This window comes from Streptomyces sp. HUAS MS02, from assembly GCF_055702265.1.
This window is the reverse complement of the sequence record NZ_CM146747.1, coordinates 4,798,229-4,823,792: the sequence shown is the minus strand read 5'-3', so window position 1 is coordinate 4,823,792 and position 25,564 is coordinate 4,798,229. Positions and strand designations below refer to the sequence as shown.

Genomic DNA, 25,564 nt, shown 5'->3' with positions numbered 1-25,564 from the left:
GTTTGATGGCCGACGTCACCGCCGAAGCCCGCCCACCCGACGACGAAGGGCTGAAGCCGAACGCGATCACGTTCCTCGACGCACTCGTCATCGGGCTCAACTCCACCTCCCCGGCGTACTCGTTGGCGGCGGTCATCGGCCCGGTCGTCGCGCTCGTCGGCATTTACGCCCCCGGAGTGCTGGTGGCGTCGTTCGTGCCGATGCTGCTGATCGCCTCGGCGTTCTACTACCTCAACAAGGTCGACCAGGACTGCGGCACGACCTTCTCCTGGGTCACCCGGGCGATGGGCCCCTGGGCCGGCTGGCTCGGCGGCTGGGCCATCGCCATGACCGGCGTCCTGGTCGTCGGCTCGCTGGCGGACGTCGCCGTGAGCTTCGGCCTGCTCGCCTTCGGCCTCGACAGCTGGGTCGACGACGACTTCGTACGCCAGTCGCTCACCGTGCTGCTCATCCTCGTCATGACGGCCGTCTGCGTCATCGGCACCGAACTGTCGGCCAGGGTGCAGAACGTCCTCATCCTCGCCCAGGTCGTCTGCCTCCTCGCCTTCGCGGCCGTCGCGCTCTACCGCGTGTATGCCGACACCGGCACCCTGGACTCCATCGACCCGTCGATCACCTGGTTGGACCCCTTCGGCCCCGGCGGTTCCGCCCTCACCGGCGCGCTGCTGCTGGGCGTGTTCATCTACTGGGGCTGGGAGTCGGCGGTCAACCTCACCGAAGAGGTCGAGGACTCGGCGACCGCCCCCGGCAGGGCCGGCGTCTGGTCCACGGTCATCCTGCTGGTGACGTACGTGTCGGTCGCCTACGCGGTCGTCGCCTACGCCGGCACCGACTACCTCACCGAGAACGCCGAGGAAGAGGAGTACATCTTCGCGCTGCTCGCCGGTGAGGTGATGGGCGGCTGGGACTGGGTCGTCCTGCTGGCCGTCTCCACGTCCGCGCTGGCCTCCACCCAGACGACGATCATCCCGGCGTCCCGCACCGCGCTGTCCATGGCCCGCCGGCACGCGCTGCCCCGGCACTTCGGGCACATCAGCCACCGGTTCCGCACCCCCGACGTGAGCACCTGGTGGGTCGCGGGCATCGCCATCGCCTGGTACGTCGTCGTCAACCTCATCAGCGAGAACGCCCTCTTCGACTCGCTCACCGCGCTGTCCCTGCTGATCGCCTTCTACTACGCCCTCACCGGCCTCGCCTGCGCGGTCTACTACCGCCGCCATCTCACCGAGAGCCTCCACCACTTCCTGCTCATCGGCCTCGGCCCGCTGGTCGGTGCCGGGCTCCTGGCCTGGCTGCTGGTGGAGTCGGTCTCCGACATGTCCGACCCCGAGAACTCCTACAGCGGCGTCTCCTGGTTCGGCCTCGGCCCGCCACTGGTCATCGGCCTTGGCATCGCGCTCACCGGTGTGGTCATCATGGTCGTACTCCGCGTGACGACCCCAGCCTTCTGGTCGGAACGGCCGAGCGTGCCCGACCCCGACCTCGTCCACGGCGTCCAAGGCGTCAACGGCAGGGAGGACTGAGGAAGATGGCGATCGTTCTCGGATACGACGAGTCACCGGGCGCGCTGCGTGCGCTGCGGGTCGCGATCGAGGTGGCGGCCGTCTATGGCGAACCCCTCATCCTCGTCTACGCGGCGGCGGCACCCGGGGGCATGGGCGAGGAGTACCGGGCCCATCGAGAGGCCCTCCACCAGGCCGGACGTATCGCCCTCGACCACGCGGTGGCGGCGGCGGACGCGGCGGGGGTCCCCACCCTCGTCGACCTCGTCGACGAGAAACCGGCCCAGGCCCTGCTCGACGCCGCCGCACGCCACGACGGCCGGCTCATCGTGGTCGGCACCTGGGGTGAGAGCCCGATGCGTGGCGCCCTCCTCGGCTCGACCCCGCACAAACTCCTGCACCTGTCCCGTCTCCCGGTGCTCTGCGTCCCGGGCGAGGACGAGAGGGAATGAGGGCGAGGGGAGGCGACCGGTGGGTCATCGGGGCATCGGTTCACCGAGTCAGCGGGCCACGAACTGCGTGAGGATCGCCTGCACCTCGTAGATGTCGACACCCTTGGTGAACGTCTTCTCGATCGGTTCGTGGGTGCCGGAGAGCCAGATCTTCAGTTCGGCGTCGAGGTCGAAGTGGCCGGCCGTCTCGACCGCGAAGTGCGTGATGCTGCGGTACGGGATCGAGTGGTACTCCACCTTCTTGCCGGTGAGCCCCTGCTTGTCGATCAGGATCAGCCGGCGGTCGGTGAACAGGATGGTGTCGCGGATCAGCAGGAACGCGGCGTGAACCTGCTCCCCGTGACCCAGCAGACGTCCGTAGTCCTGCTGGGCCTTGCCGGGATTGACGGTGTGCGCGTTTCCGAACAGTGCCATGCACACAGAGACGCACACCTGGACATACGGGTTGCTTCTTCCCGATGTGTGTAGCCGCTGCCTATGGCTCGAAGGGCAGCGATGTCTGTTCGGCGGCCTGGCCGAGATACGTGTACTCGGCGGATCGAGCGATGCCCAGGGAGTCCAGCTGCTGGCGGAAGCGGACCAGGAAGTGCACGTTGTCTCCGAGGCCGGGCCGCATGCGTAGCAGTTCCTCGGGCTCCTCGAATCGGGCTCTCATCCTGGCGCGGCTCTGAAATGCGGTTGTCAGCCACTTCGCCCCCCGTTTCCGGCCCGCTCGGCGCGTGTGTCGGGGCTGTCGGCGACTTCGGGAAGTCGGCCAGATACCGGGTCCGTCCTGCCGCTGGTCGCGCATTCGTCGCAGCGGAGGGGATCAGGGCCGCGGTAGCCGCGGTCGCAGGCACGGCAGTTCCGGACCGGGTACAGGACCGCTGGTGGTGACTGCGGGGCGCGGAACGGTGGCAGGGGCGGGAGCTGGGCGCCCAGGCGATGGGCCAGGAAGGCCGCCGGGCGGTACAGGGGTTCGTCGGGGAGGTCCGAGGCCAGGGCATGGCGTACGGCGGTGGGGACGACGTCGCGCTCCAGCCAGGCCACGACGCCCGGCGCGAGGTGCTCGGCGTCGGTCTCGGAGAGGAGGAGGCGGGGGTCGTGGCGGCGGAGGCCGGCGAGGAGGTCGGTGGCCGTGCGGAGGAGGGTGGGTGAGGAGTAGGCGGGCTGAGGGACGGCGGGCAGGCGTTTGCGGGGTGGGCGCTCGTCCGTGGCGGCACGGCGGGCGGGCTTCCGGGGCGTGTCGGACGTCGTCGTGTCGTGGTGTCCGGGCTTGTTGCAGGAGACCGTGCGCGTGACGATCCGGCCGCCGGGTACGCGTTCGCGGGTGCGGCGGAGGTAGCCGTGGGCTTCGAGTTCGCGCAGGGCGGCGGCGATACGGTCCGGGCCTTCGGGAAAGCGGGCGGCGAGACTCTTGATGTCGGCCGGAGCTCCGGTGGGGAGCGACTGGATGTGCGTGGCGAGCCCGATTGCCAGCAGCGACAGCGCCGGGTGCTGGGCGAGGTGGTTGCCGATCACCGTGAAGCGGGTGGTGTGGCGGGCGTTGTCATGGATGACGCCGCCGGGGCGGGGCTTCCCGTCGGCGGCTGGGTACCGGTCCCACCGCGGGTGGTTTTTGCCCGCTGTACGGGACTGGGCGCGCGGGGGCGCGCTAGGGTCTTGGGTATCCATCGGGAAGCTCTCTTCTTCCTCGGTGGTCAGGCCCTCGCCCTTGGGATTGCCGTCCCGGCGGGGGCCGTCGCATGTCTGCGGTTGTTGGTTCGGATGTCCGCTGCGGATGCCTGCTGCGGACGTCCGTGGCTGTGGTGGTGCCGCGCCGAGCCTAGGCCAGACAACCGGTCCCGAATCCAGCTGAGTTGGCGATGTTCACTCGCGGGAGTGAGTTTGCGCTGCGGGCGGGAGGGGTGGGGCTTGGTGGGGTTCTTTCTCTCCCGTGGTCCTTGGGAAAGAGCGCCGGCGGCACCGAAGCATGGAGCCCTGGGTCACGGTGCCACCTGCGGTGGGGCGGGCAGGGCGGTCGTCGTGCGTGTCCGTGAGTGCCTACCGTGAAGCGTGACCATGACGATTCGCGCGGTGACTGTCCGGAGTCTGTCCGGTGGTGCCCGGGCTGTCGGCGGCGGGCGTACGGGTAGGGGCGTTGCGGCACAGCGGCACGACGGAGGGGCGCGGGATGCAGCGGGTTGACGGTGACGCGGGTCGGCTCAAGACCGAGGCGGACGAGCCGGGTTGGGAGGTGGACCCGGACGACGACTGGGGTGTGGCGGTCGTCGCGACCGTGGGGCGGCAGCTGAAGCTGCGGCGGGAGGCCGTGGGGATGCGGGCCGCCGAGTTCGGGGAGGCGGTGGGGTACGGGGAGGACCTTGTCTACAAGATCGAGGGGGGTAAGCGGATCCCTCGGCCTGAGTACCGCATCCTTGAGCTGCGGTACAGCACCATTCGGGCACAGGCTCTCACTCCACGGGAGTCGCTGGCCTTCATCGAGCAACTGCTGGGAGACACATGATCCGCAAGGCCTCTTCCGGGGACGCCTCCGAACTGGCGTGGTTCAAGAGCAGTTACAGCGATGGCCCTGAGGGCGACTCCTGCGTCGAGATCGCCACGACCCCCGGCACGATCCACGTCCGCGACTCCAAGAACACCGAGGGCCCCCGCCTGGGCTTCGCCCCGGAAGCCTGGACGGACTTCGTGACGTACACGTCGGGGACCTGACCCCTCATGGCAGAGCGGGGGCCCGGAAACGGCTGTCGTTCCCGGGCCCCCGCTGTGTGGTGGCTGTGCGCTACGCGGTCGGCTTTTCCTCCAGGCGCGGGAAGAGGATCGCGCCCTTCGTGATCGTGGAGCCGGACGGGAGGATGCCCCACTCGCCCGCGTCCTGGACCTTCTGGTCCGCGAGGGCGCCGAGGGTGGGTTCCGCGCCCAGGGAGTCCCAGAGCTGGGCGGAGGTGTCCGGCATGATCGGGTTGAGCAGGACGGCGACGGCGCGGAGGGACTCGGCGGCCGTGTAGAGGATCGTCGCGAGGCGGGCCTTGCCCTCGTCGCTCGTGTCCTTGGCGACCTTCCACGGCTCCTGCTCCGTGATGTAGCCGTTGACCTGCTTGACGAAGTCGAAGACGGCGAGGATGCCGCCCTGGAAGTCCAGCTCGTCGCCGATCTTGCGGTCGGCCTCGGTGACGGCCTTGGCCAGGCCCTCGTGCAGCGCCCTCTCGGCCTCGCCGTCGGCCGTGGCCTCCGGCAGGGTGCCGCCGAAGTACTTGCCGACCATGGCCGCGACCCGGGAGGCGAGGTTGCCGTAGTCGTTCGCAAGCTCGCTCGTGTAGCGGGCGGAGAAGTCCTCCCAGGAGAACGAGCCGTCCTGGCCGAAGGCGATCGCGCGCAGGAAGTACCAGCGGTAGGCGTCGACACCGAAGTGCGAGGTGAGGTCCTGCGGCTTGATGCCGGTCAGGTTCGACTTCGACATCTTCTCGCCGCCGACCATAAGCCAGCCGTTCGCCGCGATCTTGCCGGGGAGGGGCAGGCCCTGCGCCATCAGCATCGCCGGCCAGATCACCGCGTGGAAGCGGAGGATGTCCTTGCCCACGAGATGGACGTCCGCCGGGAAGGTGGCCTCGAACTTCTCCGGGTTCTCGTTGTAGCCGACCGCCGTCGCGTAGTTGAGCAGCGCGTCGACCCACACGTAGATCACGTGCTTCTCGTCCCACGGGATCGGGATGCCCCAGTCGAAGGTCGAGCGGGAGACCGACAGGTCCTGCAGGCCCTGGCGGACGAAGTTCACGACCTCGTTGCGCGCGGACTCGGGCTGGATGAAGCCGGGGTTCGCCTCGTAGTGGGCGAGGAGCTTGTCGCCGTACTCGCTCAGCTTGAAGAAGTAGTTCTCCTCGCTGAGGATCTCCACGGGCTTCTTGTGGATCGGGCAGAGCTTCTGGCCCGCGAAGTCGCCTTCGCCGTCGAGCAGCTCGCCGGGGAGCTTGTACTCCTCGCAGCCGACGCAGTACGGGCCCTCGTAACCGCCCTTGTAGATCTCGCCCTTGTCGTACAGGTCCTGCACGAACTCCTGGACGCGGTCGGTGTGCCGCTTCTGCGTGGTGCGGATGAAGTCGTCGTTCGCGATCTCCAGGTGCTCCCAGAGGGGCTTCCACGCCTCCTCGACGAGCTTGTCGCACCACTCCTGCGGAGTCACTCCGTTGGCATCGGCGGTACGCATGATCTTCTGACCGTGCTCGTCCGTGCCGGTGAGGTACCACACCTTCTCGCCACGCTGACGGTGCCAGCGGGTGAGCACGTCGCCTGCGACGGTCGTATAGGCGTGGCCCAGGTGAGGAGCGTCGTTGACGTAATAGATGGGGGTGGAGACGTAGAACGCCTTGCCACCCTGCTTCTCGGTTCCAGTGGCCGCCATGCCGAAATCCTACTGGCCCGGTGAAGATCGACTCACACGCGTTTCGGGTGGCGGACGGGCCCCGGATCGCCCGGGGTCCGTCCGCTTGCCGGTGACTACGGGCGCCAGGTGGACAGGATGCCCTCGTAGACCTCTGCGTCCGTCAGCTCGCGGGGGGTCTCGCCGGCCAGGAAGTGGGACGTGTTGGGCGTCTTCAGCTTCCGGAGGTAGTCGAAGGCCTTGTTCTCCGGGTCGCCGAACGCGACGAACGCGAAGTGGACGGCCGGGTGGTTCTTCGCGGCGTCCGCGAGCGCCTGGTTCGCCGGGGTCTTGGCGTCCGGGGCGCCGTCGGTCTGGAAGACGACGAGGGCGGGGGTGCCGGGGGCCGCCTTCTGGTGCTGGGCGAGGACCTCCTCGACGGCCACGTGGTAGCTGGTACGGCCCATGCGGCCGAGGCCGGCGTGCAGGTCGTCGACCTTGTTGTCGAACGCGTCGAGGGTGAGCTCGCCGGTGCCGTCCAGTTCCGTGGAGAAGAAGACGACGGGGACGGTGGGGGGCTGCTCGGGGTCGAGGTGGGCGGCGAGGGCGAGGGTCTGCTCGCCGAGGGCCTGGGCGGAGCCGTCCTTGTAGTAGCCGCGCATGGAGGCGGACCTGTCGAGGACGAGGTAGACCTTGGCGCGGGTGGTGGTGAGGTTCTGCTTGGCGAGGGCTTCGTGGGCGGCGGTGTAGGCGGTGCGGAGGCCTGCCGGCACGGTGGCGGTCGGCACGGCCTCGGCTTCGCCGTCGGCCGTGTCCGTCTTCCCACCCGCACCACCCGTGCCGCTTTCGTCGTCGGCCGCGGGTGCCACCTGTGGGGCGACCGCGCCGTCGGCGTCCGCGGCTTCGGGGGTGGCTTCATCGGCCACGACGACGAGGTCAGCGGCCTCGGAGGACTCGGCGGCGACCGGTTCGGGGGTGACTTCCGGTTCAGGGGTCACGGCCGGTTCGTCGGCGATCGGGTCGGGGGTGGTGGCTTCGGGCTCCGGGGTGGCTTCCGGCTCAGGGGTCACGGCCGGCTCGGCTGCGGCTTCGGGCTCGGGGGGCGCGGTCGGCTCCGGAGCGGCTTCCGGCTCGGCGGCGGCCGCCGGGGCCGGGGCGGCCTCGGGTTCAGGAGAAGCCTCGGCCTCCGGCGCGGCCTCGGCGGCAGCCTTCGGCTCCGCTGCGGCCTCGGGCTCCTCCGTGGCCTCCGGCTCCGGGGTGGACGCGGGCTCCGCCTCCTCCGCCACGGGCGCGTCCGCAGCCACCTCGGTGGCCTCGGGCGTCGCCGTAGCAGCGGCCTCGGGCTCGGGCTCGGGCTCGGCGGCAGGCTCCGCCTCGGCTTCCTTCGCTGCCACCGGCTCGACGTCGACATCGACGTCGACATCCGCAGCGGCCTCGGGCTCCGCGTCCGCGGACGCGGCCACGGTCTCGGCGTCCGCCTTCGGCTCCGGGGCGGTGTCCGCCGCCACGGGCTCGGCCTCGACCACCGGCTCGGGCGCGGCTTCGGCGACCGCCTCCGGCGCGGCGGGCTCCTCGTCGGCGGCCTTCGCGTCTGCCGCAGCCGACGCCTCGGGCTCGGCCTCGTCGGCAGTCCCCACCTCGGCCTTGGCGGCAACGGCGGGCTCCGCGTCAGCGACCGGCGCGGCAGCCTCCGCCTCATCCGCCGCATCCGCTTCATCGGCGGTATCGGTGACCGGCTTCGGCTCGTCCTTGTCGGCGGCGCCCACCTCAACGACGGGCTCCGCCTCGACCACCGACGACGTCTCCGTCTCGGCCTCCACCGCAGCCTCGGCAGGCCCCTCGGCCTCGGTCTTCTCCTTGGCGACCGGCTCCGGCTCGGCCACCGTGGGCTCCGCCTTCGGCTCGGCCTCCACCGCAGCCTCGGCAGGCGCCTCGGTCGCAGCCTCGGCGGGCACCCCGGCCTCGGTCTCCGGCGCGACCTCGGCGGACGCCTCAGCCGGCACCTCAGCCTCAGTCTTCGCAGCCTCGGCGGCCGCGTCCGAAGGCGTGGCGTCCGCCCCCGCCTCCGGCTTTCTCTCCGTCGGCTCGGTGGTTCGCGGCTTCGGGACCGTCACGTTGTCGAAGGCCGCGGAGACGAGTTCGTCGGCGACTGAGGAGGATGAAGGTGAGGATGAGGTCGGGGTCGCGGGCTCGGTCGCCGGGGCCGGGACCTTCGGCTCGGCGGCCTGCCGCGTCGCGGCCCCCTCGGCCGCCGCCGCGGAGGTGTCCTCCGGGGCGGAATCCCGCTCCGCCTCCTGCGAAGGAACCGTGTCGCGCCCCTTGCGTGAGCGGCTGAACGCATTCCGCAGGAGAGAGAGAATGCCCATGTGCGCAACCCTTCGGGTGAGTTGAAGCCCGTCAATCCCTGGCCAGGACGGACACGTAAGGTTAGCGGCCAGGCGTGGCGATCTTGGGGTGGGGCAGGGGCCTTTCACTATCTCCGCCACCCCGCGCTGTCAACACCGCCCCAACTGCCGCAGGTTCACCCCCCGTTCATCTCGCGTCCCCGTGCTCGAACACACGCCCCCCTAGCGTCGCGCTCACACCAAAAAGGCACAAAGAGCATCGAGGAGCGCGCTGTGCGCAAGCTGCTGCCCATGATCGGCTCGCATCCCGGCGGCCGTTCCGCCCTGACCTGTCGGTTCCGCTGTGGGGACGCCTGCTTCCACGAGGTGCCGAACACCAGTACCAACGAGTACGTGGGCGACGTGATCGCGAGCGCGCTCAGCCGTCGCTCGGTGATGAGGGCCGCCGCCGTCGTCTCCGTGGCAGGCGCGGCCGGCACGGCCGTCTCGCTCGGCACCGCCCACCCCGCCACCGCGGCCACCTCGGCGGACGCCGCCGGGTCCGCCGGAGCCGCCGCGTCCAAGACCAGGCCCAAGGCCGCCCGCGGTCTGCGCTACACCTCCGTCGCGCCCAACACCGCCGACGCGGTGACCGTCCCCGACGGGTACAAGCAGAACGTCGTCATCCGCTGGGGCGAGCCCATCCTGCGCGGCGCCCCCGCCTTCGACCCGGAGAACCAGACGGGCAAGGCCCAGGCCGGCCAGTTCGGGTACAACTGCGACTTCCTGGCCCTGCTCCCGCTCCCCGGTGAGCGCGGCCGCCAGCTGCTCGTCGCGAACCACGAGTACACCGACGAGGTCCTGATGTTCCGCGGCTACGACGCCGCCAACCCGACCCGTAACCAGGTCGAGGTCGCCTGGGCCGCCCACGGCCTGTCCGCCGTCGTGGTCGAGGAGGACCGGCGCACCGGCAAGCTCACCGCCGTGCCCCGCCACCACCTCAACCGCCGGGTCACGGCGACGACCGAGTTCCGGCTCACCGGCCCCGCCGCCGGCTCCGACCTGCTGAAGACCTCCGCCGACCCGACCGGCCGCAAGGTCCTCGGCACCCTCAACAACTGCTCCGGCGGCACCACCCCCTGGGGCACCACGCTGCACGGCGAGGAGAACTTCAACCAGTACTTCGCCAACAGCAGCAGGACAACCGACAAGCGGTACGGCATCGGCACCGGCGCCAGCGAGCGCAAGTGGGAGCAGTTCGACAAGCGGTTCGACGTCGCCCAGGAGCCGAACGAGGTGCACCGCTTCGGGTACGTCGTCGAGTTCGACCCGTACGACCCGTCCTCCACGCCGCGCAAGCACACCGCGCTCGGGCGGTTCAAGCACGAGGCCGCCACCATCCGGCTGACCGCGGACGGGCGTCCCGTCGTCTACTCCGGCGACGACGAGCGCTTCGACTACTTCTACAAGTTCGTCAGCAGCAAGCGGATGAAGAAGGGGTCGAGCCGCGCCGTCCGCGAGCACAACCTCTCGCTGCTGGACGAGGGCACGCTCTACGTCGCCAAGCTGACCGGCGACTCCCCGGCCATCGAGATCGACGGCACGGGCAAGCTGCCGGCCGACGGTGAGTTCGACGGCAGCGGCGAGTGGATCCCGCTGGCCACCGCCACCGCCGAGGGCGCCGTCTCGCACGTGGAGGGCATGACCGCCGACGAGGTCTTCGTCTTCACCCGGCTCGCCGGTGACAAGGTCGGCGCCACCAAGATGGACCGCCCCGAGGACATCGAGCCCAACCCGGTCACCGGCAAGGTCTACGTCGCCCTCACCAACAACTCCAACCGCGGCAAGACCGGCTTCGCCGCCGCCGACGAGGCCAACCCGCGCAACGCCAACAAGCACGGCCACGTGCTGGAGCTCACCGAGCGCTGGAACCGGCCCGAGAGCACCAAGTTCGCCTGGCTGCTCTTCCTCGTCGCGGGCGACCCGAACGACCCGGCGACCTACTTCGCCGGCTTCCCGAAGGACGACGTCTCCCCGATCTCGTGCCCGGACAACGTCGCCTTCGACCGGTACGGCAACCTGTGGATCTCCACAGACGGTGCCCAGCTCGGCTCGCACGACGGCCTCTTCGGCGTCGCGACCCGGGGTGAGCGGCGCGGTGAGCTGAAGCAGTTCCTCACGGTGCCGAGCGGTGCCGAGACCTGCGGCCCGATCATCCAGGACCGCCGTGTCCTGGTCGCCGTGCAGCACCCGGGCGAGCTGGACGGCGCCACCGTCGAGAACCCGAAGAGCACCTGGCCCGACGGACCGGGCAAGTACGTCCGCCCGGCGGTCGTCGCCGTGTGGCGCGCGGACGGCTGCGACATCGGCGTCTGAGCGACACAGGTACACAGCGACACAGGTACACACATACGAATGCGGGCCGCCCTCCTGTCGGAGAGGGCGGCCCGCACGTCCTCGCGCGGAGCGGGGCTCAGGGAGCCAGGCAGCTGACGCCGGGGGCGGCGGCCGGGTCCAGCAGGGCGGCCGGGTCGAGGAGCGCGGCCGGGTCGGCCAGCTCCGCCAAGGCGGCCGGGGTCTCGGTGACGCAGGTGACGGTGGCAACCGGGTCCGGGATCGCGTGGGCCGCCGGGGCGACGGCGCCGGCGAGGGCGAGGGTTCCGAGCAGGACGGTCGCGGTGCGACGCATGAAAAATCCCCTTATAGGTAGGGCGGTTGAACAGGATTGATCATGACTGCTTTCCGGCTGCGAATTCGCCCCCCGTCACCCGTGCGGGGATGACGTAACGATTCGGCGCCCTGCGCCGGGTTGACCTGGAGAGACCGTGGCTCAGCGGGGCGAGGCGATCGTCCGGGCCGCCGCCACCTCCTGGCGGAGTGGCTCCAGCACACTGTCCGGCGGTCCGCTGAGGTCGGAGCGGACGGCGTAGAGGGTCTCGGTTTCCCGTAGCCCGTCCGCCAACTCCCGCAACTGCAAGGTGACTTGGTCGACCTCGGCGGCGGACGGCGGTGCGGCGCCCTGCTTGATCCGGACCCGGGCGGCCGTCGTGGCGTCCACGATCCGCTCGACCGCCACCACCAGCGGCCACCAGGCGGCGGCGCGCCGGCCGACGGGCGGCGGTTCGGTCAGGGCCCGCTGGAACTCCGTACGGATCGTGGAGAGGTCGCGGTAGAGGCGGCGGCGGGTCCGGGCCCGGTCGGCGGGGTCCGCCGGGGTCTGCCCGAAGGCGCGCTCGACGTACGCGGCCGTGTCGGCGACGGCGTCCGCGAGCCGGTCGCCGACCCGGGCGTGCCAGCTCTCCGGCCAGAGCAGATAGCCGGCGACGAGGGCGATCGCGCAGCCCATGAGGGAGTCGACGAGACGCGGGACGAGCAGGTCGGTGCCCTGGTGGTTGAGGATGTCGGAGAGCAGCAGGATCACCGGGGTGATGGCGGCCGTCTGGTAGCCGTAGCCCCGGGGCGTGAGCACCGGGATGAGCGGTGCGAGGAGCAGCATCACCGGCACGTCCCACCAGCCGCGCGGCACCTCGGTGAGGATCCCGGCCGCGACCACCAGCCCCACCACCGTGCCGAGCGCCCGCAGCAGCGCCCGGGAGAACACCGATCCGAAGTCCGGCTTCAGGACGAACGTGATGGTCAGCGCCACCCAGTACGAGCGTGGCACGGGCACGAGCGACACCAGGGCCTGGGCGATGCCGATGCACAGCGCGAGACGCAGCCCGTAGCGCCAGGAGGTGCCGGACAGGGCGACGTTCCGGGCGACCCGGACGGCGCGCACGCCCAGCGGCGCGGGGCGGCCGGCCCGGTCGCCGGCCTTCCGCAGCGCGTCCGGCGACTGCTCGGCGGCGACGTCGGCGGCGTGCCGCAGCGCCTGGTCGACCGCCCGTCCCGTCGCGCTGCCGGGCTGGGGCAGCCGCAGCGCGAGCGGCCCCGAGTACCCCGTCTCGACGGCCTCCGCGAGATGCCGTACGGCCACCGGGATCTCCGCGGGCAGCGGGCGACCGGACAGCCGTACCGCCGGGGCGGCCTCCACCAGCGGGGTGACCGCGTTCAACTGGGCCAGCAGACGCACGAGTTCGGGACTGCGGCCGTGGTGCCGGGCGCGGCGGGCGAGGACCAGGTCGTAGGACTGGTTGAGGGACTCGGTGACCAGGACCCGCGCGTCGTCGTAGGCGTCCTTGGTGGGGGTGTCCGGTGTCATGGTGGCGAGCAGGTCCGCGACCTTGCGGTAGGTGTCGGCGACGGCGGCCCGCTCCGGTACGCCCGCCCGGAGGGGCCAGGCGAGCAGGGCCAGCGCGAGGACGAGGAAGCCGCCGCCGGTCATCAGCAGCGGGGCCAGCCACCACTGGCCCGGCATCGGCAGCCCCGCCCCGATCACCGAGTTGAGCAGCAGCAGAAGCCCCGACACGGAGGCCACGGCGCCGATCGACGAGATCATCCCGGAGACGAGCGCGACCCCGGTGAGGACCCCGACGGTGACCCAGCCATGCCCGAACACCAGCGACCCGAGCGTGATGCCCACGGCGGCGAACACCTGCGGGACCGCGATGTTCAGCAGCCGCATCCGGTACGCGGCCGCCGTGTCGCTGATGACGCCCGAGAGGGCGCCCATCGAGGCGAGCGCGCCGTACTCGGGCCGGCCCGCGGCGAGGCCGAGCGCCAGCGGCAGCGTCAGCGCGATCGCCGCGCGCGCGACGGCCGGACGGTTGACCGGCGCGGGCTGCGGCCGGAGGTTCCGCACCAGCCAGTCGGGCGGGGTGAGACCGATGGGGAGCGTGCGGGGCATACGCCCATTATGGCCGGGGGTGATCGGGGCTTCCGGGCGTGTTTGTGCCCCTTCGGCTCACCCGCGCCGGTGCAGTGAGAGGTCCACGGTGACGGCGTTGTGGTCGGTGCCGGACAGCTCCCGGAAGCGGACCTCGCGGGCGGAGAAGTCCTCCTCGGAGACGAGGACGTGGTCGATCTGGGCGCCGAACCTCGGGGTCGTCCGGGAGGGCCAGGTCGGCCTGCGGTCCTGTCCGGTCAGCCGGGCGGCGTCGTTCATCCCCGTGTCGAGGATCGCGCGGAAGGCCGCGTGGTCCTGGGAGGCGTTGAAGTCGCCGGCCACGATGGTGGGCGTCCGGGGGTCCTTCGCCGCGTACGCGCGCAGCGCGCCGAGCTCCCGCCGCCAGGTGTCCAGCTGCCCCGGCAGCGGCGGCATCGGGTGCGCCAGCTGAAGCCGGACGGGGTGGCCCTCGACATCGGCGACGGCACCCGGCATGCCCATCGAGCCGGGGATCGGGTCGGTGGACTTCAGGGGGTACCGGCTGAGGATGACGGAGCCGGTGGAGCCGTAGCCCTCGACGGACTGCCGGTGCGGGTAGTCGGGGGTCCGGCCGCTCAGGTCGCCGAGCTTGTCGCGCAGCTCGGCCGAGCAGGTGAGCTCGCACTCCTCGACGAAGACGATGTCGGGGCGCTCGCGGCGTACGGCCTTCACGAGGGCGTCGGTGCCACGGCCGAACTGCACGTTCGACGTCATCACCCGCACCTCGGCGAGCACCGGCCCGGTCGGCTCGCTCGCCTTGCCGTACGGCTCGATGAACCAGGCCAGCGCGCCGAGGAGCACCACGCCCCAGGTCAGGCCGATCCAGCGGCGGGCGAGGAGCGAGAGGAGGAGGGCGAGGCCGGTGGGGGCGAGCAGCCAGGGCAGGAACGCGAGGAGCTGGGGGACCGGGGTGAAGGCGTCGATGCCGGCGGCGCGGGAGCCGACGACGAGGGTGACGCCGAGGAGCAGCAAGGTGGCGAGGAAGGCCTTGCCGCCGTGCCGCTTGCGCGGGCGCGGCCCGGCCGGCGGTGCGGGTTCCGGGGCGGGGTCCGGCCGTTCGATGGTCGCGCTCTCCACGGCCGGTGCCTTTCGCTGTTCTTGGCGGGTCCTTTTAAGGACGGGTGGGGTGGGGGGAAGGTTGCGCCGGGGTGGGATCGGGGTGGGGTGGGGTGGGGTGGGGTGCGTGGGCAGGTGCGGGTTCGTGGGGGTTCTCGCGCAGTTCCCCGCGCCCCTGAGGGGCGAGCCGGGGCTGCGCCCGGCTCGCCCCTCAGCCGTAGGTGCCGTGGGTCCGTTGTCCTCGCGAGCTCTCAGGCGCTCGGCGTTCAGCCGGAGTGACTGAAGTCCGGGGACGTCGCCAGGGACCAGATCACGAAGACCGCGATGCCGATGCAGACGACCGACCAGACGGGCGCGTACGGCAGGAACATGAAGTACTCGATGGCGAACAGCGAGGTCAGGGCGATCCCCACCGCGCGGGCCCAGTCGTGGCCCTGGACCACGCCCCATCCGGTGGCCAGGACGCAGAGTCCGATCACCAGATGGATCCAGCCCCAGGTGGTGAGGCTGAACTCGAAGACGTAGTTGCCGATGTTCGCGTAGACGTCGTCCGTGGCGATCCCGGCGATGCCGTTGAGGATGCCCATGACGCCGATGACCATCATCAGGACACCGGCGAAGATCGTACCGCCGTGGGCCATACCCGAGTCGGTGCCCCGGTGGGACATGGTCGTTTCCTGCGTCGTGGCGTTCGAGCGAGGTGCGGTGCTGTGCTGGGCCATGAGGGCCTCCTCCGTACGGATGGACAGCTCACCCGCATGCTCACGCGGCAGGGAGGGGGCCGCACGTGGTGTAGGCCGAATGGGTGAAAGGGGGTGGTGGGAGGTGTGGGAGGGCCGGGACGGGGAACGCGGCGCGGCTCGGTCCAGGCGGCTCGGTTCCGGCGGGCCCGGGTCGGTCCAGGCGGGTCAGTCCAGGCGGGCCAGGAAGGCCCCCAGTGCCTTGTTGAACTCCTCGGGGCGTTCCAGGTTCGGCAGGTGGGCGGCGCCCTCGACGACGTGGAGGGTGGAGTCGGGGAGGGCGGCGTGCATGGCCTCGGCGTCGGAGACCGGGGTGTAGTCGTCGTCGGCACCCACGACGACCAGCGCCGGGACGGTGACGCGGGTCAGCAGCTCGCGGTAGTCGGGGCGCTCGGCCCGCCCGCGCAGCGCCGCCGCGGCGCCCTCGGGATCGGTGGCCGTCATCATGCGGCGCACCTGGGCCGCGACCTCCGCGTCGGCGTACGGCGCGACCATCCTGAACAGCACCTCGTCGGCGTACCCCGCCATGCCCTCGCGCAGCAGCCGGTCGGCCATGGCGTTCCGGGTCCGTCTGCCCTCCTCGGTCTCGGCGGCCGGGAAGGTGTCGGCGAGGAGCAGGCCGCGGACGCGGTGCGGGAACAGGCGGTAGCACTCCATCGCGATCTGGCCGCCCATGGAGAGGCCCCCGAGGACGAACTCCGGGACCCCCAGGTCGTCCAGGAGTGCCGCGATGTCCTCGGCGAAGGCGGAGAGCGGGGTGACGCCCGGGACGACGGGGGACCGGCCGTAGCCGCGCAGATCGGGGGCGATGACGCGGCGCGAGGCGGAGAACTCGCTGATCTGCGGGGCCCACATCGTGCGGTCGAAGGGGTGGCCGTGGATGAGGACGAGGGGGAGGGGGAGGCGGGCAGGACGGCCCGCGGGAACGGGTTCCCCTTTGTCCTCGTATGCGAGGAAGGTGGTCATGGCATCGACCCTAGGACGCCCCAACTCCTCGGTGCAATAAGATCTTTGCTCTCGGTGCAATGTGGTGGTCGGGGCGGAGGCGGCGAGGGAACCGCGTGGTGGCGGGACGCGGAGAGGGAACACGCGAGAACAGGACCCGGAGAGGGAACCGGAGAGGGAACACGCGAAGGCAGGACTCGGAGGCAGGACGGAGAGGCGAGGGGAGGGGAAGACAGTGGCCGACTACCGGCGTATCGCCGATCGCATCGCGGACGACATCGCCACCGGGCGGTTGCAGCCCGGTGACCGGCTGCCGCCGCAGCGGGTGTTCGCGCGGCGGCGGGGCATCGCCGGGTCGACGGCCGGTCGGGTGTACGCCGAGCTGGTGCGGCGCGGGCTGGTGGTGGGGGAGGTCGGGCGCGGGACGTTCGTACGGGCGGCGCCGACGGCACCGGCCGGGCGGGCCCTGGCCGAGCCGGCCGGCTCGGCACCGGTGAACCTGGAACTCAACTACCCCTCTGCGCCCGGGCAGTCGGAGCTGCTGGCCACCGGGCTGGCGCCGTTGCTACGGCCGGACGTGCTGACGGACGCGCTGGGCACCGCCCGCGCGACCGGTACGGCCGCCGCGCGCGAGGCGGCGGCCGGGTTGCTCGCCACCGCCGGCTGGCGCCCGGATCCGGGCCGGTTCCTCTTCGCTGGGAACGCCCGCCAGGCCATCGCCGCGGCCCTCGCCCACCTCGTACGGCCCGGGAGGCGCGTCGGTGTCGAGTCCCTCACGTATCCGCTGGTCAAGGAGATCGCCGGGCGGCTGGGGATCACCCTGGTGCCGCTCGCGACGGACGGGGAGGGGCTCCGGCCGGAGGCCGTGGCCGCCGCGCACCGGGCGGCACCGCTGTCGGCGGTGTACGTCCAGCCGACGCTGCACAACCCGACGTCCGTGACGATGGGGGCGGGGCGCCGGGCCGAACTCGCCGGTGTGGTGCGGGAGTTGGACCTACCGGTGATCGAGGACCGGATCTGGTCGTTCCTGGCGAGCGGGGAGCCGGGTGGGGAGCCGGGTGGGGAGCTGGGCGGGGCCCTGGGAGGGGCGCCGGGTCGTGACGCGGGCGGGAACGCGAGTGGGGGCGTCGGTGGCGGTGCCGTCGGTGGCGTGGGCGTCGGTGATGTGGCCGTCGGTGATGTGGGCGTGCTGCCGCCGTTGGCCGCGTACGCGCCGGAGCGGGTGTTCGTCGTGGACGGGCTGTCCAAGCGGGTGGCGCCGGGGCTGACGGTCGGGTTCCTGGTGGTGCCGGAGGGACGGGTCGCGGGCGCGGCGGACGCGTTGCGGTCGGGCGGCTGGACGGCGGGGCGGTTCGCGTTGGAGGCGGGGGCGCGCTGGATCGGGGACGGCACGGTCGCGCGGCTGGTCGCGGCGAAGCGGGCCGACGCGGCGGCACGGCAGCGCTTGGTCGCCGAGCACCTCGCCGGGTTCGCGGTACGGGGGGACGCGCGGGCCTACTACGCGTGGTGGGAGCTGCCCGAGCCCTGGCGGGCGGACACGTTCCGCGCGGCGGCGGCCGCACGGGGCGTGGCGGTGACCCCGGGGCCGGCGTTCCGTGTCGCGGGGGTGCGGCGCGGGTCGGGGGTGCTCGCGGGCGCGGCCGCGGCCGCCGCCGACTGTGTCAGGCTCGGGCTCGCGTCGGTTCCTCCGTCGGTGCTGGCGGGGGCGCTGCGGACGCTCGGCGATGTCGCACGAGGTGGCCCGTGAGCCAGGCGGCGGCGGCCACGGTCGTGCCGAGCAGCACCAGCCCCCAGGTCACCGTGCGCAGGGTGGCCGTGAGTGCGTCGTAGACGGCACCCGCGGCCGCCGGGGAGACGTCCGGGGGCAGGTCGGCGAGCGTGAGGTGGCGGCCGAGGGCCACGGCGACGCCGAGCAGCGCGCCGCCGAGCGCCGCGCCGAGACCCGTCGCACAGACGGCCCGACGGCGCTGCGTCGCGACGAGCACACCACCGGCGGCCAGTGCGAGCGCACCGACCGGAAGCCAGAACGCGGCGATTTCCAGCACGCGATACCCCTTTCGAAGCTGGACCAGTTCCGTGGCCGACAGGACCTCGACCTCGGTGCGCGCGACCGGGATGCGATGGGCGAACGGCACGTGGTCGCGCACGAGTTGACGTTTGACCCGCTCGCCGACCGGCGCGAGGTCGAGCGTCACCCCCCGCGGCCCGCCGACGCCGGGCCCGCCCGCGCCCGCGCCGTCCGTGTCCTCGGCGCGCACCGCCTTCAGCACCGCGTCGTGCGCCGCCCGGTTCACCATGTGCCAGGCCGTGCGGAACGCCTCGGTCTGGGTGAAGGAGTGCGCCGCGTCGTGCGTGAACTCCCGTACCGGCCGCCGCAGTGGCGGCCCGACCCGCACCTCGCGCAGGATCCCGGCGGCGACCGCGTCCGCGAGCGCCTCCCGTACGGCCGGGTCGGTGGCCAGCGGTGCCATGACCGCCTCGTACCGCGTCCGGTCCGCGAGCTCGTACGTCGCCCACGCGGACAGCGCGCCCACCGGCGTGAGCAGGCAGGCGAGCGCGGTCAGTACGGCCGACAGGGCGCCGCGGACTCGGTGGGACACCCCTCCAGGCAAGACCCCCGCCCACGACCTCGCGAGCGCTCCCGACGGACGTGACTGCGAATGGCCCCCCAGGACAAGCCGAACGGGTTCGGTGGCGGCATGGGCGGTGGCGGTGCCTCTCCGGTGGAGCGCTCACTCGAACGGGTGTTACCTGGAGGAAGAGTGACAGGGGGTTGGCGAAGGGGGTGTCGAGGAGGCCAGGCATGCGTAGTGATCCGCGTACTCCGAATTCGTCCGCTTCCCCCTGTTCCCCGAGTTCCCAGAGCTCCCCCAGTACCCCCTGTTCCCCGAGTTCCCCCAGGTCCCTGGGCACTTCGGCCCTGCGGGCGCTCGTCGCGGCCGGTGTCACCGGTGGTGTGCTCGCGGTGACGGCGCTCGGGACCACGGCGGCGGCCGCCTCCGACGGCTCCGTCCGCGGCACGGTCGTCTCGGGCGGTGACCTCAACCTCCGCGCACAGCCGACCACGGACTCCCGGGTCGTCGGCTCCCTCGCGCCCGGCAGCCGGGCCGTCGTCGACTGCGAGGTCCGGGGCCAGAAGGTGTTCGGCGACCCGCACTGGTACTGGCTCGGGGACGTCCGCGGCTGGGCGAGCGCGGTGTACGTCGACACGCACGGCCGCTCGGTGCCCAACTGCACGGATCCGTGCCCGAGCTGGAAGGACTGCGATCCCTGCCAGGACGGGCACGGTTCCGGGTCTGTCTCGTTCACCTGGACGTTCACTGCCTCCGGCACCTGGGAGTGGGAGGAGGAGTGAGCGGGCCGACGCACCGCTCGCGCTGACCGGACCGGTCAGCGCAGGCGGTGGCCGGTCGCGTCCTCGTGGGTGTAGTAGCGGTAGAAGGCCACCGCGAAGACCGCCGCCGCGATACCGAGGGACATGAGCGTCGAGCGCACCACGGTGTGCTGGGTGGCCTGGCTGTAGAGGAAGCCGAAGGCGCAGCCCGCGAAGGCGGCCCAGAGCAGGGCGTGCGGTTCGCGGCGCAGCCGGGGTGCCACGGTCTGTACGGCGATGTAGAGCGCCGCGAACACGAACGCGGTCACGAAGCCGAAGAGGACGTTCCAGCCGGTGATGGGGCCGGCGTCACGGTTCATCGCCGCGGCCCAGTAGCCGTAGACGAGGCCGAGGGCCACGGGCAGGATCAGGTTGGTGAGCCGGTGGGTGCGCTCACTGAAGACATCGGGCGAGGCCGGCGCCGCCGACCTGCCCGGGACCGAGGGCCCGCCCGGAATCCCCGGCCGCCCCGGAGTGGGTGCCGTCTGAGCCATGGGAGCACTCCTCTCTTCCCTCCCCCGTCACTCTCCGCCCCGTCTTCCAGGGCACACCTGGGGAGGGCCGCTGGCAAGTCGGGGGGTGGAGGTTGTGACAGGGGGTGCGGGGGCGGCCGGGGGGCGCCTGACGGCTCGGGGGAGCTGTGGGGGCGTCTGACCGCTCGGGGGGGAGCTGAGCGGGGCGGCTGCGGGTGCGTTGTGGCTGGTCGCGCGGTTCCCCGCGCCCCTGTTCGGCCTGTTCGGCCTGCGGCCGTGTACAGGGGCAGGGCCGTGGCGGGTCGGGATGCGGGGGGCGTGGGCGCGTGTTTCGCTGTGGGGCATGCGGATGCGGATGCCGGTGCCGCTCGGGCGCCGGGAGCCGGACCCTGTCGCGCGGCAGCAGCCGCTGCGGATCCACGGGCGGAACGTCGCCTGGCTGCCGCCGCTGGTCGTGCTGCTCGCCGTACCGGTGGTCGACTGGTTCACCAGCGGCGACTTCCGGATCATCTCCTGGCTGGTGCTCGTGCCGGGCACGGCCGCCGCGGTCTGCCGGGTGTGGACGACCGCGCTGTTCGCGGCGCTCGCGATGCTCATGTACATCGTGGGCGACAGCGCCTGGCCCCACCAGGAGCGCACCGGCCTGCCCGACTTCATCCTCGTCGCCGTGGGCGGCATCCTGTCCGTGCTGGCCTGCGCGGTGCGGCTGCGCGGGCAGGAGCGGATGCTGCACATGCGGGCCGTCGTCGACACCACCCGCCGTATCCTGCTGCGCCAGCTCCCGCCGGACGTCGGCGGCCTCGACCACGCCGAGATCTACCTCGCCGCCGACAGCGAGGCCCGCGTGGGCGGCGACTTCTACGACATCCAGCCCAGCCCTTACGGCACGCGCGTCGTCGTCGGCGACGTCCAGGGCAAGGGGCTCGCGGCGGTCGAGGCGGCCTCCGTGCTGCTCGGCACGTTCCGCGAGGCCGCCTACCACGAGGCCGAACCGGTCACCGTGGCCGAGCGGTTGGAGACCCGGATGGTCCGCCATGTGCGCTACTGCGCGCACGTCGGCCGTGACGACGCCGAACGCTTCGCCACCGCCGTCCTGCTGGACTTCCCCGAACTGCGCAGCGAGCGCACCGACTGGGGCCCGGACCTCACGGGGCTCGACGCGCTCACCGTGGGCGTCGTCAACTTCGGCCACGAACCGCCGCTGCTGCTCTCCCCCCACGGCGTGCGCTTCCTCCCGCTGCCCGACGGACTGCCGCTGGGGCTCGGCGAGTTGGCCCCGCCGGAGACCCGGGCGGCCACGGTGCGGCTCGCCGCCGACGAGACGTTGCTCCTGGTCACGGACGGGGTGACGGAGGCGCGCGACGGGCGCGGGGTCTTCTTCCCGCTCCGCGAGTACCTCACCCGCGCCCTCGCCGCCGGGACGCCCGCGCTCGCCCCCGAGTCCCTGGTCCGCCTCGTCCGGGACGGTGTCCTCGCCCACACCGGCGGCTTCCTCGACGACGACACGACGATCTTCGCGGTGCGGAGGGCGTCGGAGCCGGTACGGCGGGCGCCGGGCGCACCGAAGTGAGCGCGGCCCCCGCCCGGTTCGCCCCGCTCCCGCCTCCGCTTTCGCCCCGCTCCTTTCCCCCTTTGCACGCGCAGCGGTTACCGTGCTGGCTGGTGCACGTGATCGACGGGGAGGGAACGATGCCGGGAACGGTGCTGCTGCTCGCGGCCTCGCCCATGGGCAAGGGGTGCCTGGTGGACGCGGCCTCCGTGCTCCCCGTACTGGCGGCCGTCACACCCGAGGTGCTGTCCGGCACGGCCACGGCCAACGTCGTGGAGCTGGCCGACCCGCTGGAGCCCCAGGCCGTCCTGACCCGGTTGCGCGCGGCGGCCACCGCGCCCGGCCCGCTCACCGTGTATCTCGCCGGTCAGCTGCAACTCGACCGCAAGCAGCGGCTCGTGCATCTGGCGCTGGCGCGTACGACTCCGGCGACCGTGCGGTACACCGCGTTCCCCTGGCACTGGATCGTGGAGGAGCTGCGGCTGCGGACGCCCGGGTCCACGACGTTGTTCGTCGATCTGCACGCCGACGCGGAGGTGTGGCAGCAGTTGGCCGGGCAGCCGTTGGCGCTCGGGCCGGGGGTGAGTGTGTACGGGCGGGTCGCGCCGCCGGTCGGTGGGGTGCGGCGAGGGGTGGCCGTGCCGGCGTACATGAGGGCGTTGGCGACGATACTGCGGAGCGGGCAGCGGCCGGAGCCGGCCGTACTGCACGAGCAGGTGCTCGCCAGGACGGGGGGTTACGGCGACCTGGTGCTCTCCTACGACGCGACGGGCGCCCGGGCGGGTGCCACGCTCGGTGGTGTCGCCCCTGCCGCGCCCGCTGCCCGTCCCCGGCCCCAGGGGGCCGTGCCCCCGGTCCCCGTCAGCCGCCCCGAGCCCTCGCCCGCGCCCGTGCTTCCGGCGGCGAGTGAGGCCGGGGAGGCCGGCGTCGATCCGCACGATGCCATCAGCGCGGCCGTCGGGGCGGGACGGCACGGTGAGGCCGACGCTCTCGCCGCTCGGTGGGAGCAGGGGGCCCTGCGGGAGTTCGGGGACGGGTCGGAGGAGGTGCTGCACTGGCGGGAGGTGCGGGCCGATCTCGCCATGTTCGCGGGGGACCCGGCGGGCAGCTGCGCCGCCTGGATGGGGGTCGCCCGGGCGCGGCTCGCGGCGGGGCGGCCGGCCCAGGACCCGGTGGTGGAGGCCGCGGTCGACCGCGCGCATCATCAGTGGAGCCTGATCACGGACACGGCACGCGCCCATGAACTGGGCGTCGAGTTCGTGGAGTTGCGGGGCAGGGTCCCCGGACGCCGCGCCGGGGCCGTGGAGCACGCCCGGCAGCACCTGGCCGAACTGCGGCGGCAGCCCGCGTAGGCGGGGGCCGGGGGTGGGGCCAGAAGGTGGGGTCAGAAGGTGGGGTCCAAGTGAGGTCGGCCCCGCACGTACCCGGTTGAGCCGAGCCGGTCGATGAGCCGTCGTTCCGTTCGTCGTAGATCGATGAGCCGTCGATCAGGGCGCATACCGGGCCGACCTCGGAGGGGAGTTGTACGAGGTCGTACCGTGCGTACACGGTGCGGCACCGCACGTCGATCACTTAAGCGCTCGGTGCTCCGAAACGGGTCGGAGCCGCATCAGAGATCGATCAGAAACTCCCCAGCCGTTGGCAAAGTCCACCTCCGGTCACCACCCTTGGGTGAGAGCCCGTCGCAGGGGCCCCGGGCCGGGCGGCTCACGACGGCGCAGGGATGCGGACTCTGAACCAGGCTCCCCGGCGCGAGGGTTCGGACGGTTCCAGGGTGACCACGCCCCCGTGGGCCGTCGCGATCGCCGCCACGATGCTGAGGCCGAGTCCGCTGCCGGCGGCCCGGGTCTCCTCGCCGCGTACGAAGGGGTCGAAGAGCCGGGCGCGGAGTTCGTCGGGGATGCCCGGGCCGTCGTCCAGCACCTCGATGACCCGGTGGCCGTCCTCCGTACCGAGGCCCAGAGTGGTCGTGGTCCCCGGCGGCGTGTGCACGCGGGCGTTGGCCAGGAGGTTGGCGACCAGTTGGTGCAGCCGCAACGGGTCACCGGTGACCGTGTGGTCGCCGGGGGCCAGCAGCAGCCGTACGGGACGGTCGGGGTGGCAGTCGCGGGCGGCGGAGACCGCGTCGCGGCACAGTTGGGCCAGATCCACGCAGGTCAGCCGGATCGGCTGGCCGAAGTCCAGGCGGGTCAGCAGCACCAGCTCGTCGATGAGTGTGCTCATGCGGCCGACCTCGGTGGTGATCCGGCCGAGCGCCTCCTGCCGCATCGGTTCGTACGCGGCGTCGCCGAGCCGGGCGAGTTCGGCGTAACCGGAGATCGTGGTCAGCGGGTTGCGCAGTTCGTGCCCCGCGGCGGCCATGAACTCGCGCAGCCGCCGCTCGGTGTCCTGCAGTTCCCTGACCTCGCGGTGGCCGAGGCGGCGGGCGCCGATCAGGACGGTGGCCAGGAGGGGAAGGGCGGCGGCCGTCTCGACCTGGAGCAGGCGCTCGACGGCCCGGCGGTCGTCCGCGGTGGATCTCGCGGTGACGACGTACCCGCCCTGGCGGTCCCGGCCCACCTCCGCCGTGCGCACCACCTTCGCCCGGTAACTCTCCCCGAACGCGGAGGGCGCCGACCGGTCCGCGTACGCCTTCAGCCGGTCGGCGGTGAGCACCGGAAACGCGGGGAGATCGTCGGACCCGGGGTGACGAGCGACGACCCGCCCCCGCAGATCGAACACGAGCACGAGCCCGTTCTTGTCGAGGGGCGGGGGTGGGGGTGAGGTGAGGGGCGAGGAAGAGGGTGTCGATGCCGTGTACGGAAGGACACCCTGACCCTCTAAGCCGTCGAATCTGTCGAAGGCGATCGCGCCGCCGAAGGCGCTGGCCCTGGTTATTTCCTGGTCGGTGCGGGCCGTGAGGTGGCGGGCGAGGGTGTGGGCGGAGAGGGCGGCGACGGCGCCCAGGGTCGCGATCGTGGCGATCAGCCAGAAGCCAACGGTGCGTTGGCCGGTGCGGTGGGGGCGGATCGGCTGCTCGACGGGCGGGAGCGGGCGACCGGGCAGGGGCCGGGAGGATGAGTCACCCGGCGCGAGCAGCCCGACCGCCCGGATGCTCTCCCCCAGCCCGGTGAACCCACTCATGGCCACAACCCGCCCGTGGCCGGCCCGGCAACGGTGCTCTCGTTCAGTTGGCGCACAGTTGGTAGCCCACTCCTCTGACCGTTCGTATGAGGGACTGACCCGGCTCGCCCAGTTTGCGGCGCAGGTAGTAGATGTACGTGTCGACGACGCCGGACCCCTCGTCGCGGTGGTTCCAGACCCGTTCCTGGATCTGGCGCCGGGACAGGACGCGCCCGGGGTTCTCCATGAGGTAGCGCAGCAGGGCGAACTCGGTGGTGGTGAGGTCGACGGGGCGGCCGTCGGCCCAGACCTGGTGGGCGTCGGCGTCCAGTTGGACCGCGCCGGCGCGGAGGCGGTTGCGGTTGCGGTTGCCGTCGGGCGTGGGGTGGGCGCCGCCGGCCCGGCGCAGCAGGGCGCGGACCCGGGCGGCGATCTCCTTCAGTTCGAACGGCTTGGTGACGAAGTCGTCGCCGCCCATGTCCAGCCCGCGTACCCGGTCGTCGACCCCGCCGAGCCCCGTGAGGAACAGCACGGGGACCGCGTTGCCCCGGTCGCGCAGGTTCCGGCACACCTCGAAGCCGTTCAGGTCGGGCAGGCTGATGTCGAGGAGGATCAGATCGGGGTCGTACCGGGTGACGGCCTGCAGGGCCTGGCGGCCGGTGGCCGCGGCGGTCACCTGATAGCCGAGGAACTCCAGCGCCATCGTCAGCATGGAGCGGATCCCCTCCTCGTCGTCGACGACGAGCAACTGCCCGCCCGAGGGCGCGTGTTGGACTGCCGAGTGGGCGGAGGGCACAGGCGTGGTCATGTCCTGTTCCTTTGCGAACGTGGCCTCGATCGAGGACTCAAGTTTCGAACAGGGCCGTATCGTCACACGTACCGGCAGGTAAGGGAGACCGCTTTCGACA

Annotated in this window: 22 protein-coding genes and 1 pseudogene; 9 read left to right on the top strand and 14 right to left on the bottom strand. The window is 72.3% G+C overall.

From position 1 onward, the window contains the following. The first annotated feature begins 5 nt into the window (after nucleotides 1–5). Entirely contained in the window at nucleotides 6–1,523 is a 1,518-nt protein-coding gene (locus ACZ9QC_RS20660; protein WP_472921492.1) for an APC family permease, read from the top strand. Between the two features lie 5 nt (nucleotides 1,524–1,528). Then, nucleotides 1,529–1,954, top strand: coding sequence for a universal stress protein (locus ACZ9QC_RS20655; protein WP_472921491.1), 426 nt, complete (start codon nucleotides 1,529–1,531; stop codon nucleotides 1,952–1,954). A 48-nt stretch (nucleotides 1,955–2,002) separates the two neighbouring features. On the opposite strand, the gene ACZ9QC_RS20650 is transcribed toward ACZ9QC_RS20655, so the two are convergent. The 3 genes from ACZ9QC_RS20650 to ACZ9QC_RS20640 all read right to left on the bottom strand — a co-directional run bounded on the left by ACZ9QC_RS20650 (nucleotide 2,003) and on the right by ACZ9QC_RS20640 (nucleotide 3,607). After that, a complete protein-coding gene (locus tag ACZ9QC_RS20650; RefSeq protein WP_472921490.1) occupies nucleotides 2,003–2,368 on the bottom strand; it encodes a PH domain-containing protein in 366 nt (121 codons plus the stop codon). A gap of 61 nt (nucleotides 2,369–2,429) precedes the next feature. Next, on the bottom strand, nucleotides 2,430–2,609 hold the full coding sequence (locus tag ACZ9QC_RS20645) for a hypothetical protein (protein ID WP_472921489.1): 180 nt from the start codon (nucleotides 2,607–2,609) through the stop codon (nucleotides 2,430–2,432). Between the two features lie 26 nt (nucleotides 2,610–2,635). Continuing rightward, the gene (locus ACZ9QC_RS20640) at nucleotides 2,636–3,607 is read right to left on the bottom strand and encodes a helix-turn-helix domain-containing protein (protein WP_472921488.1); all 972 of its coding nucleotides are present in this window, start codon (nucleotides 3,605–3,607) and stop codon (nucleotides 2,636–2,638) included. Nucleotides 3,608–4,106: 499 nt separating this feature from the next. On the opposite strand from ACZ9QC_RS20640, the pseudogene ACZ9QC_RS20635 reads away from it, so the two are divergent. Together ACZ9QC_RS20635 and ACZ9QC_RS20630 are read left to right on the top strand one after the other, a co-directional pair. Continuing rightward, nucleotides 4,107–4,343: pseudogene (locus ACZ9QC_RS20635) on the top strand (helix-turn-helix domain-containing protein); the annotation flags it as partial. A gap of 92 nt (nucleotides 4,344–4,435) precedes the next feature. Further along, nucleotides 4,436–4,645: a DUF397 domain-containing protein gene (locus ACZ9QC_RS20630; protein ID WP_472921487.1), complete on the top strand. Its 210-nt coding sequence runs from the start codon at nucleotides 4,436–4,438 to the stop codon at nucleotides 4,643–4,645. 70 nt (nucleotides 4,646–4,715) lie between these two features. Here the strand turns inward: ACZ9QC_RS20630 and metG are convergent, their stop codons facing one another. Beyond that, nucleotides 4,716–6,332 (bottom strand): methionine--tRNA ligase, encoded by a 1,617-nt coding sequence (gene metG / locus ACZ9QC_RS20625; protein ID WP_472921486.1) that lies wholly within the window; start codon nucleotides 6,330–6,332, stop codon nucleotides 4,716–4,718. A 95-nt stretch (nucleotides 6,333–6,427) separates the two neighbouring features. After that, the gene (locus tag ACZ9QC_RS20620) at nucleotides 6,428–8,656 is read right to left on the bottom strand and encodes a VWA domain-containing protein (protein WP_472921485.1); all 2,229 of its coding nucleotides are present in this window, start codon (nucleotides 8,654–8,656) and stop codon (nucleotides 6,428–6,430) included. A 252-nt stretch (nucleotides 8,657–8,908) separates the two neighbouring features. On the opposite strand from ACZ9QC_RS20620, the gene ACZ9QC_RS20615 reads away from it, so the two are divergent. Beyond that, nucleotides 8,909–10,990, top strand: coding sequence for a PhoX family protein (locus tag ACZ9QC_RS20615; protein WP_472921484.1), 2,082 nt, complete (start codon nucleotides 8,909–8,911; stop codon nucleotides 10,988–10,990). A 97-nt stretch (nucleotides 10,991–11,087) separates the two neighbouring features. Here ACZ9QC_RS20615 and ACZ9QC_RS20610 read toward each other — a convergent pair whose 3' ends face one another. From ACZ9QC_RS20610 to ACZ9QC_RS20590, 5 genes are all read right to left on the bottom strand, one after another. Further along, complete coding sequence (locus ACZ9QC_RS20610) at nucleotides 11,088–11,303, bottom strand: hypothetical protein (protein ID WP_472921483.1); 216 nt, start codon at nucleotides 11,301–11,303, stop codon at nucleotides 11,088–11,090. Between the two features lie 141 nt (nucleotides 11,304–11,444). Then, nucleotides 11,445–13,400 (bottom strand): FUSC family protein, encoded by a 1,956-nt coding sequence (locus ACZ9QC_RS20605; RefSeq protein WP_472921482.1) that lies wholly within the window; start codon nucleotides 13,398–13,400, stop codon nucleotides 11,445–11,447. A 57-nt stretch (nucleotides 13,401–13,457) separates the two neighbouring features. Next, on the bottom strand, nucleotides 13,458–14,495 hold the full coding sequence (locus ACZ9QC_RS20600; protein ID WP_472921481.1) for an endonuclease/exonuclease/phosphatase family protein: 1,038 nt from the start codon (nucleotides 14,493–14,495) through the stop codon (nucleotides 13,458–13,460). Nucleotides 14,496–14,740: 245 nt separating this feature from the next. Continuing rightward, nucleotides 14,741–15,196 carry a DUF7144 family membrane protein gene (locus ACZ9QC_RS20595; protein WP_472921480.1) on the bottom strand — a complete coding sequence of 152 codons (456 nt, stop codon included), beginning with the start codon at nucleotides 15,194–15,196 and terminating at the stop codon, nucleotides 14,741–14,743. Between the two features lie 186 nt (nucleotides 15,197–15,382). Then, nucleotides 15,383–16,180 carry an alpha/beta fold hydrolase gene (locus ACZ9QC_RS20590; RefSeq protein ID WP_472921479.1) on the bottom strand — a complete coding sequence of 266 codons (798 nt, stop codon included), beginning with the start codon at nucleotides 16,178–16,180 and terminating at the stop codon, nucleotides 15,383–15,385. Nucleotides 16,181–16,394: 214 nt separating this feature from the next. Here ACZ9QC_RS20590 and ACZ9QC_RS20585 point away from each other — a divergent pair, with 214 nt between their 5' ends. Then, the gene (locus ACZ9QC_RS20585) at nucleotides 16,395–17,906 is read left to right on the top strand and encodes an aminotransferase-like domain-containing protein (protein ID WP_472921478.1); all 1,512 of its coding nucleotides are present in this window, start codon (nucleotides 16,395–16,397) and stop codon (nucleotides 17,904–17,906) included. On the opposite strand, the gene ACZ9QC_RS20580 is transcribed toward ACZ9QC_RS20585, so the two are convergent. Further along, a complete protein-coding gene (locus ACZ9QC_RS20580; protein ID WP_472921477.1) occupies nucleotides 17,821–18,759 on the bottom strand; it encodes a hypothetical protein in 939 nt (312 codons plus the stop codon). The genes ACZ9QC_RS20585 and ACZ9QC_RS20580 overlap by 86 nt on opposite strands. A 365-nt stretch (nucleotides 18,760–19,124) precedes the next feature. On the opposite strand from ACZ9QC_RS20580, the gene ACZ9QC_RS20575 reads away from it, so the two are divergent. Next, nucleotides 19,125–19,514 (top strand): SH3 domain-containing protein, encoded by a 390-nt coding sequence (locus ACZ9QC_RS20575; RefSeq protein ID WP_472921476.1) that lies wholly within the window; start codon nucleotides 19,125–19,127, stop codon nucleotides 19,512–19,514. A 35-nt stretch (nucleotides 19,515–19,549) separates the two neighbouring features. Here ACZ9QC_RS20575 and ACZ9QC_RS20570 read toward each other — a convergent pair whose 3' ends face one another. Continuing rightward, the gene (locus ACZ9QC_RS20570; RefSeq protein ID WP_472921475.1) at nucleotides 19,550–20,026 is read right to left on the bottom strand and encodes a hypothetical protein; all 477 of its coding nucleotides are present in this window, start codon (nucleotides 20,024–20,026) and stop codon (nucleotides 19,550–19,552) included. Between the two features lie 322 nt (nucleotides 20,027–20,348). On the opposite strand from ACZ9QC_RS20570, the gene ACZ9QC_RS20565 reads away from it, so the two are divergent. After that, on the top strand, nucleotides 20,349–21,575 hold the full coding sequence (locus ACZ9QC_RS20565) for a PP2C family protein-serine/threonine phosphatase (RefSeq protein ID WP_472921474.1): 1,227 nt from the start codon (nucleotides 20,349–20,351) through the stop codon (nucleotides 21,573–21,575). Nucleotides 21,576–21,694: 119 nt separating this feature from the next. Beyond that, nucleotides 21,695–22,906 (top strand): hypothetical protein, encoded by a 1,212-nt coding sequence (locus ACZ9QC_RS20560; RefSeq protein WP_472921746.1) that lies wholly within the window; start codon nucleotides 21,695–21,697, stop codon nucleotides 22,904–22,906. Between the two features lie 355 nt (nucleotides 22,907–23,261). Here the strand turns inward: ACZ9QC_RS20560 and ACZ9QC_RS20555 are convergent, their stop codons facing one another. After that, nucleotides 23,262–24,677, bottom strand: coding sequence for a sensor histidine kinase (locus tag ACZ9QC_RS20555; protein ID WP_472921473.1), 1,416 nt, complete (start codon nucleotides 24,675–24,677; stop codon nucleotides 23,262–23,264). Between the two features lie 43 nt (nucleotides 24,678–24,720). Continuing rightward, the gene (locus ACZ9QC_RS20550) at nucleotides 24,721–25,464 is read right to left on the bottom strand and encodes a response regulator transcription factor (protein WP_472921472.1); all 744 of its coding nucleotides are present in this window, start codon (nucleotides 25,462–25,464) and stop codon (nucleotides 24,721–24,723) included. Between the last annotated feature and the right edge of the window lie 100 nt (nucleotides 25,465–25,564).

Coding starts and splice junctions, on each gene's coding strand:
- ACZ9QC_RS20560 (WP_472921746.1), top strand. CDS start 21,695: ATGCCGGGAACGGTGCTGCTGCTCGCGGCCTCGCCCATGGGCAAGGGG.
- ACZ9QC_RS20570 (WP_472921475.1), bottom strand. CDS start 20,026: ATGGCTCAGACGGCACCCACTCCGGGGCGGCCGGGGATTCCGGGCGGG.
- ACZ9QC_RS20620 (WP_472921485.1), bottom strand. CDS start 8,656: ATGGGCATTCTCTCTCTCCTGCGGAATGCGTTCAGCCGCTCACGCAAG.
- ACZ9QC_RS20595 (WP_472921480.1), bottom strand. CDS start 15,196: ATGGCCCAGCACAGCACCGCACCTCGCTCGAACGCCACGACGCAGGAA.
- ACZ9QC_RS20610 (WP_472921483.1), bottom strand. CDS start 11,303: ATGCGTCGCACCGCGACCGTCCTGCTCGGAACCCTCGCCCTCGCCGGC.
- ACZ9QC_RS20550 (WP_472921472.1), bottom strand. CDS start 25,464: ATGACCACGCCTGTGCCCTCCGCCCACTCGGCAGTCCAACACGCGCCC.
- ACZ9QC_RS20650 (WP_472921490.1), bottom strand. CDS start 2,368: ATGGCACTGTTCGGAAACGCGCACACCGTCAATCCCGGCAAGGCCCAG.
- metG (WP_472921486.1), bottom strand. CDS start 6,332: ATGGCGGCCACTGGAACCGAGAAGCAGGGTGGCAAGGCGTTCTACGTC.
- ACZ9QC_RS20645 (WP_472921489.1), bottom strand. CDS start 2,609: ATGAGAGCCCGATTCGAGGAGCCCGAGGAACTGCTACGCATGCGGCCC.
- ACZ9QC_RS20605 (WP_472921482.1), bottom strand. CDS start 13,400: ATGCCCCGCACGCTCCCCATCGGTCTCACCCCGCCCGACTGGCTGGTG.
- ACZ9QC_RS20630 (WP_472921487.1), top strand. CDS start 4,436: ATGATCCGCAAGGCCTCTTCCGGGGACGCCTCCGAACTGGCGTGGTTC.
- ACZ9QC_RS20555 (WP_472921473.1), bottom strand. CDS start 24,677: ATGAGTGGGTTCACCGGGCTGGGGGAGAGCATCCGGGCGGTCGGGCTG.
- ACZ9QC_RS20590 (WP_472921479.1), bottom strand. CDS start 16,180: ATGACCACCTTCCTCGCATACGAGGACAAAGGGGAACCCGTTCCCGCG.
- ACZ9QC_RS20565 (WP_472921474.1), top strand. CDS start 20,349: ATGCGGATGCGGATGCCGGTGCCGCTCGGGCGCCGGGAGCCGGACCCT.
- ACZ9QC_RS20655 (WP_472921491.1), top strand. CDS start 1,529: ATGGCGATCGTTCTCGGATACGACGAGTCACCGGGCGCGCTGCGTGCG.
- ACZ9QC_RS20660 (WP_472921492.1), top strand. CDS start 6: ATGGCCGACGTCACCGCCGAAGCCCGCCCACCCGACGACGAAGGGCTG.
- ACZ9QC_RS20640 (WP_472921488.1), bottom strand. CDS start 3,607: ATGGATACCCAAGACCCTAGCGCGCCCCCGCGCGCCCAGTCCCGTACA.